Annotated in this window: 6 protein-coding genes and 1 pseudogene; all 7 read right to left on the bottom strand. The window is 59.6% G+C overall.

The genetic code is table 11. The annotated features are described in order from the left end of the window. Positions 1–440 (bottom strand): annotated as a pseudogene (locus VJV58_RS12250) (hypothetical protein); the annotation flags it as partial. After that, on the bottom strand, positions 437–1,570 hold the full coding sequence (locus VJV58_RS12245; RefSeq protein WP_324137611.1) for a CgeB family protein: 1,134 nt from the start codon (positions 1,568–1,570) through the stop codon (positions 437–439). The gene VJV58_RS12245 and the pseudogene VJV58_RS12250, both read right to left, overlap by 4 nt. Continuing rightward, positions 1,567–2,712 (bottom strand): glycosyltransferase family 4 protein, encoded by a 1,146-nt coding sequence (locus tag VJV58_RS12240; protein ID WP_324137610.1) that lies wholly within the window; start codon positions 2,710–2,712, stop codon positions 1,567–1,569. The genes VJV58_RS12245 and VJV58_RS12240 overlap by 4 nt, the downstream gene beginning before the upstream one ends. Further along, positions 2,709–3,995: a TIGR04295 family B12-binding domain-containing radical SAM protein gene (locus VJV58_RS12235; protein WP_324137609.1), complete on the bottom strand. Its 1,287-nt coding sequence runs from the start codon at positions 3,993–3,995 to the stop codon at positions 2,709–2,711. The genes VJV58_RS12240 and VJV58_RS12235 overlap by 4 nt, the downstream gene beginning before the upstream one ends. Beyond that, positions 3,992–5,059, bottom strand: coding sequence for an SDR family NAD(P)-dependent oxidoreductase (locus tag VJV58_RS12230; protein ID WP_324137608.1), 1,068 nt, complete (start codon positions 5,057–5,059; stop codon positions 3,992–3,994). Before VJV58_RS12230 ends, VJV58_RS12235 begins: the two co-directional genes overlap by 4 nt. After that, entirely contained in the window at positions 5,056–6,168 is a 1,113-nt protein-coding gene (locus VJV58_RS12225) for an NAD-dependent epimerase/dehydratase family protein (RefSeq protein WP_324137607.1), read from the bottom strand. The genes VJV58_RS12230 and VJV58_RS12225 overlap by 4 nt, the downstream gene beginning before the upstream one ends. A gap of 200 nt (positions 6,169–6,368) precedes the next feature. After that, on the bottom strand, positions 6,369–7,498 hold a 1,130-nt coding region (locus VJV58_RS12220), incomplete at its 5' end, for a phosphopentomutase (RefSeq protein ID WP_324137606.1).

The raw sequence follows: 7,498 nt of genomic DNA, 5'->3' as shown, positions 1-7,498 counted from the left end.
CCACCATACGTAAACACGACCTCGTACTTCGGGATCGCCCTGCGCAGATGGTGGTCCGGCTTCGCCGCTATTTCGTCAAGTGTTGCGGGAGCATCGACATCCCAATAGACCCGCCTTGCTCGGCTCGGCGTTGCCACCATGGCGGTTTCGAGTTCGGCATCGAACACTCCGACGCCGCTGGCTTTGACAAGAAGATCAGCTAAACATGCCGCCTCTTCCAGCGAGCGCTGCCATCCCTCCGGCGTCGCCGGGTAGACCACTACGCGCGCCCATTCAGGATCGGGAATGTCCCGATGACTCTGCCGCTCGAAAGCATCCGGCTCAAAGAAAATAATCTCGTGGCCGAGCCCCGCGAGTGCTTTCAAGATACCGCGGTAGTACGTGGCAGCGCCGTTCCAGTACGATGAGACAAGGCTCGAGCCAAAAAAGCAAATCTTCATGACGCAATCCGTTGTTGTGGCGCATCGATCTCGGCTTCCTGCGCGAAACGACCCAGGCCATCGATGATCGCCAGCAATTCCTGGGCGCGATGGCGACAGGTATGCCGTCCCAGCACCGCGCGCAGTCCGGCACGCGACAGATGCATGGCCAGTTCACCATCACGCAGCACCGTCGCCAGCGCGGACTTCATTGCATCGCCGCCGCTCGCGCTGAGATAACAGCCGGAAGGAAATAAATGCTCGTCGTCGGACCATGGTGCCGAAATCAGCGGAACACCGCAGGCGAGCGCTTCGAAGATGCGAATAGTAGGGATGCCTGGCAGCTGCCTTGCGTAAGGTCCGCGCGGCACATGCACGGTCGCTCTCGCCTGCGCGAACGCCAGTGGTGCGCGATGATTGGGCAGCCAGCCACCATAGCTCAGTCCGCCAGCTTTGATCGCGTCCAGCGCCTGTTGCGGGTACCGCACGCCATACACACGCCCGGTGAGGTTGAGTTGGCTAACTGGGTTGATCAGAAACTCGACAAGCTCGGCGCTTCGCTCATCGTCACCCCAGTTTCCGATCCAGATGACGTCACATTGCTTTTCCACATTACGCATCGGCCGGTACAACTCGATGTCGGCCGCTTCATGCCAGGTAAATGCTCGCCGCGCCCATCCGCGCTTGACGTATATCTCACGGAGCACCTCGCCAAAGGCGAGCACGCCGTCATATCCGTCCAGGTCGAAACCAGCCATTTCGCCCGGTGCGGTCACCGCGCGATGATGCGTATCGTGAAACAGCAGCGTGAATTTTCCACCCGCAGCTCGGCGCCGCCCTAGCGCGGCAACCAGCGCAGGGGGATTCCATTCATGAACGAGAACAAGATCGGCGGGTTGCAGAACGTAATCAAGATCCGGCCACGCATCGTATCGATGCACTTGTATGCCCGGCACGAGTGACTCTGCTTCGTGCAGACTCGCCTCGCCTCTATCGCGCAGCGCGTTGCTGCGGCTCCAGCCCTGGCCGGGTTCGCAGACCACGACCTGATGCCCCAACCGCGTCAGTTCGCGCGTCACTCCGCGCAGAAAATGCGCATTGCCATTGTTCCAGCACGAGGTGAAGGCGTGACAGAAGAATACCGCTTTCATCCCATCATCTCCCCGCGTTGCGGGTCGGCTGATGGGCTATTGGCGACCACTGTCAATAAAGACCCGTACACCGATCGGTACGCCCTGGCGGTTTTGCTCAACGGATATTCCAGCGAGCGTTTCGCCGCGGCGTGCTGCAAACGCATTCTCTGCATCTCGTCGTCGCAGAGTAACCGCAAACACCGACGGATTTCGTCAGGATCGTGTGGATTGAAAAACACTGCCGCGCCATTCCACAGTTCCCGGAAGGTTGGAATGTCGGAAAGCAGCAATGCACATCCGGCGCTTGCCGCTTCCAAGACCGAGAGCCCGAACGGCTCGTACAGTGCCGGGCTGATAAAAATCGAGGCCTTTTCCATCTGACCCAGCAAGGCAGCGTGCGAGATTTCGCCGAGCAGTTCGCAGTTGCTCGTAATGGGTGTGGCCAACGTGCTGTTGCGCGCAAATTGGCCGGCGATCCTGATGGGCCATTCAATAGCCGGCGCGGCCCGGGCGACGGCGGATAGATTCTTGGCTTTGTCCCACAGCCGGCCCGCGCTCAACACGAAAGGCTGCTTGGCTGCCGGTGAACGCGAACGCGTTTCCGCGCCGTTCCAGATCACCTCGCCGGTCTCCGGCAGTCCATGTTGCGAAGCCAATTGCCCTCGAAAAGCGCGCGTTGGCGCTACCCACGCATTTGATTTTTGCAAGCCGGCTCGAATTGATTGGCTGTAAGCCTTCCAGTCATCGCCAGTGAACGCGTCGGTCTCGCCGCAAGCTTCCGCCCAGCTGTTTACGCACGAATGAGCAACCACCACGGTCGGAACATTCCAATCGAATATCGCCTCCCTGAAGCTGTTGAGGTGTACGAGATCCGGCCCGAAGCGATCGGCAAGGCCGCAAAGCACAGCATCCGCATGACAGAGGTCCGCGCCGGCCGGGTCCTGCCACTCGAGTTGAAGATCTGTTTCGACCAATGATAGCCGTTGAGTACCCCGCAGCATCGCTTTCTGCGCCTCGTTGGGCCGCGGCCCGAGCGTCACGAGTAAAATCTCAAATCCAAAAGCAGCAAGCGAGCGGGCGAGCGTAGTCGAGAAAGTCCACACGCCTCCCACGGCGTCCGTTGTCATCATCAGACGAATACCCGGACCAGCAGCTCTCATTCCTGCACCTCAAGTTCGAGCTCTCGAAGTGGAATCGGGCGCTGCTCCTGGACATCGCTGAAGCGCTCGAAAAGACGCAGGTAGTGATCGTGTGCGCGCTCCCACGCGTGGTCGTCCGGCTCGCCCCACAATTTTCGATAATCGGGCGATCCCGGGTACGGATACAGCGGGACCGGATCGTTGGCCCAGACTCCCGCGGCCTGCATTTTGTCGCGCCACCGCTGCACCGACGCCTCATCATCCTCAGCCACCTCGATCAGGTTGGCTTGAACAAACGGAACGTGCCGCCTCGCTGTCATCAGGCGGTCCGCCAGTTGGTCGGTGGTCATCCGGCACTTCTTGGCCAGATTCTCGCGTCCTTCGGGAGTAAGGCTCTCAACGCCGGCCTCGATTGAAACGCAGCCGGCGCGACCGAGCAACTCAAGCATCTCCGGTTTCCAGAGATCGATCCGGGTCTGGATTCCGAACAGCAGCCCACGGGAAACCAAGCCTTCCAATAGCTCGGGGTTCGGCAGGAATATCTCATCGATGAAATAGACGTACTCGACGCCTTGCCGGCGAAGCTCGTCGACCTCCTGCAGAATCGCCGCTGCAGGACGCTTGCGATAGCCGTTGCGGAAATTGTCCTTTGCACAAAACGTGCAGCTGTAAGGGCAACCGCGCGACGCCTCGACCTCCGCTCCTGGACCAACGGGCGTCGCTTCAAAACGATGGTGATGATGGCTGTGGCGGCGGATCATCTCGTCCGGCCACTGCAATGGTGGCTGATCGATGAAAGCCGCGGCCTGCGGTCCTCCGTTGACCTGGATAGCGCCAGCGTCCCTGTAGCAAGTGCCCACGAACTGCCGCTCGCCATTTGCGAGCCGCAGCAATGTTGCCTCGCACTCGCCCATTACTACGCAGTCGACCCGCAGCTTCGTCAGTGCCGCCCGCGGAGTCGTAGAACCGTGCGGACCGACAGCCACCAGCATGGGTGCGGCATCGCGCAGCGCGAAGGTGAGCTGCTGCGGAACACGCAGTTCGGGCGGCGCACAGCGCCAGAATAAGTAGGTTGGAGCAGTCGTGATGACGACGATATCCGGCTTGAATGATTGAAGTTCCGCGCTGATATCGCCGATCGAAAGCCCGAACATATGCGCGTCGAGCAGCAGCGTCTGGTGCCCTGCTCGTTCCAGCAGTTGTTGCGAAATCCCAAGCTCGAGCGGAAGATGAGGGGATCGGCAGCCGAAATAGATGCTGCCTTCGTAGCGCCAATCCTGATTGATGAGCGCTACCCGCGTCACAGCCGCAACTGCACAGGCGACCTCGCGGGACTGAAGCGCCCTTCCAACCACTCAAGCAAGGACTGAAGTCCCTGCCGAAGCGGAATCTGCGGCTGCCATCCCACTGCCGACTTCAACGCTTCACATCGCGAGATGTACCAAGGCTGGTCACCGGGACGCCATCGATCGAAGCTCAGGGATGGCGCAGCGCCGCGCATCGACGCGATCTGATCGATCAGCTCAAGCAGGCTGATGGCGTTCTCCGTCCCGCCGCCAAGGTTGAATACCCGGCCGCGAACCGATCCGATGTTTTCCAGGACAGCAATCCAGGCGGCGGCCGCATCGGACACGTGCAAGGCGTCACGTACCTGCAAGCCATCGCCGAATATGGTCAGGGGCTCGCCAAGGATCGAGCGCAGCATGAAATGCGCCAACCATCCCTGGTCTTCGGTGCCAAATTGCCGTGGACCGTAGATGCAACTCATCCGCAGTACCGCTGTGTTCATGCCGTACACGCGCGCGTAATCGCGAACGTACTGATCGGCGGTCCCCTTCGAACATCCGTAGGGGCTGTAAAAGTCGAGCGGAAAGTTTTCCGCTACGCCTTGCGCCAAGCGCATGTCCGCGGGAACGTGACGCCGGCCGACCTGCTTGATGCCGCTGTCCGGCACCAGACGACCGTAAACCTTGTTGGTGGATGCGAAGATCATTGGAGCGGAATGATTATGCACCCGGATCGCTTCCAGCACGTTCAGCGTCCCGCGGGCATTGATCTCGAAATCCTCGATCGGATCTTCCAGGCTGCCGGTGACGGCCACCTGCGCTGCCAGATGAAGTACTGCTTTAGCGCGGCGCACAGCCTGGATTACCGATATCGCATCGCGAACGTCGCCCGTCACGATCGAGACTTGGCCGCCATGTCGCGACTTCAGCCATTGCGCGTTCTCCCGAACGCCGGTTCGCGAAAGGTTGTCGAAGGCAACGACCTTCTCTCCGCGCCGGGCCAGTGCATCGGCCAGATTACAGCCGATGAAGCCGCATCCGCCGGTAATCAGGACTGCGCGGTCGAGATGGTCGGCTTTCATGCCACCAGTCCCCGGCGCTCAAGTTCTTTGGTGGCTTTCTCGACATGATCGTCCGCAATCTGGCCTGCAAGATATTCGGCGAGTTCTTCCAATCCTCGGGTAAATTCGACGCGTGGATTGAAATTGAGGAGCGTGCGGCTCTTCTCGATGTCAGCGAAGCAATGCCTGATGTCCCCGGCACGATATTTGCCGGTGACGAGTGGCTTTAGATCACGCCGGCCCATCACCTTCGCGAGATCGTTGGCCACCGATAGGATAGACCGGCTTTGCCCTGAACCGATGTTGAACACCTCGCCATCGCATTCGGATTCGAGCGCGAGTCGGCAGGCGTTGGCGACATCGAGAACGTGGACGAAATCCCGGCGCTGCCGACCGTCCTCAAAAACCATTGGCGAGCGGCCGTTGAGGAAGCGAGCGGCGAAAATGGCAAGCACGCCGGTATAGGGGTTCGATAGTGCCTGCCGCGGCCCGTATACGTTGAAGAAGCGAAGCGCCGCGGCGGGAATGCCATAGGACTTCCCCACCATCAAGCAGAGACGCTCCTGGGCATATTTGTTAAGGGCGTATACTGAGCTGAGAGATGGAGATTTTGTCTCGGGGGTTGGCACCGGCACTAGCTCCCTGCCGTTTGCGTCCTCCAACTCCCATCTTGCACTTCGCAACTGTCGGGTTGACCGCTCGTCTGGATTAACGAGGCGCTTCGCAGCATCCCGGCATAGACCCTCGCCGTAAACGCTCATCGAGGACGCGACGACGAGGCGCGCGACCGGCCGCTTAGCCAGCGCTTCGAGCAATGTTGCGGTTCCGACCTCGTTGTTATGCACATACGATACCATGTCGTACATGCTCTGGCCGACCCCTACAGTCGATGCAAGGTGTAGCACGAGATCTACGCCACGCAACGCGCGGTCCACCGCCGCGGGATCAGTCACATCGCCAATGATCAGATCGGCTTCAGGATTGAGATATGAGGGCGGCTGACGCGCCGGCCCGTGAACCTGTGGCGTCAGATTGTCCAGCAGTGTGACCTGATAGCCTGCGTCAAGCAGAACGTCTGAGGTGTGCGAGCCGATGAAGCCTGCGCCACCTGTGATAAGAACTCGCGTCATCCAACTTCTTTCGTGAGTCTCGGACCAAAGAATCGGATTCAGCACCCTCAACGGGCCTGAGATCGAGACAGCATGGCGAAGTCAGTGAAACGATGCTCGCGCGGGCTGTCTTGTTGGAAAGCCTTGCGAGGTTTGTTCGTTCCTCCCGCACGTACAAACAACAATTTCGCCTAACATAAATTAATAACGTATGTGAATCGTCAGAACGCAACGCCCTTCAGCATCTCAGGCAGATCGAGGTGAGCGGCAACGGATGCACCGACATCGGCAAAACTGGAGCGCGCACCGATCGGGTGCGAGCTATCTCCTCCGAGCACCAGCACCGGTACCTGCTCGCGTGTATGATCTGTGCCTTTCCAAGTGGGATCGCAGCCATGGTCCGCGGTAACGACGAGCAAGTCGCCGGATCCCAAGCGACCGAGCAGTTCCGTCAATCGCTTGTCGAATGCTTCGAGCGCCGCCGCGTAGCCCGCCACGTCGCGGCGATGTCCGTAGATTGAATCGAAGTCGATAAAATTGGCAAACAGCAATCCGCCTTCTCTGAGAGAGTCTAAGCCCTCGAGCATGCGATCGAATAAGCTGTCGTTACCATCTCCCTTCAATACCCTGCCGGTGCTTCGGTGCGCGAAAATATCGCCTATCTTGCCGATCGTGACGACGTCGCGGCCCTCCTCCGCGGCAAGATCGAGAATCGTCTTGTCGGGCGGGGGCACCGCATAATCGCGACGATTATGTGTCCTGACGTAGGACGATCCTGCCCCGATGAACGGCCTGGCAATCACGCGGCCAATATTAAACGGATCCACAAGTTCGCGCGCGACTTCGCACGTTCGATAAAGCCGCTCCAAACCAAATTCCTGCTCGTGAGCAGCGATCTGGAACACGCTATCAGCGGAAGTGTAGCAAATCGGCTTTCCGGATCGAATGTGCTCGTCACCGTACTGGGCGATGATTTCGGTACCTGAAGCGTGGCAGTTGCCGAGAATGCCCGGAAGTCCGGTACGCTTGCACAATCCTGAAATGATTTCGTCCGGAAAACAGGGAATAGTTCGCGGAAAGTAGCCCCAGTCGAATGTGACGGGGACACCGGCAAGTTCCCAATGTCCCGACGGCGTATCCTTTCCTTTGGAGATCTCGGCCGCGCAACCGCAACGGCCCTCTCGCCTCCGCACATGAAGAAAAGGTGGCACGTGCCCAGTTGCGAGTTGGCAAGCCTCAGACAGCCCGAGGCTGATCAAGTTGGGAACATTCAACGGACCTTCTCGCACGGCACCATCGACAGCGCCGCCTGCGCATGCCTCTGCGATATGCCCGACCGTATCTGCGCCGA

Source organism: Bradyrhizobium sp. (assembly GCF_035273305.1).
GTDB lineage: Bacteria > Pseudomonadota > Alphaproteobacteria > Rhizobiales > Xanthobacteraceae > Bradyrhizobium.
Note: the sequence above shows the minus strand (reverse complement) of the source record. Positions and strands in the feature narration are given on the sequence as shown.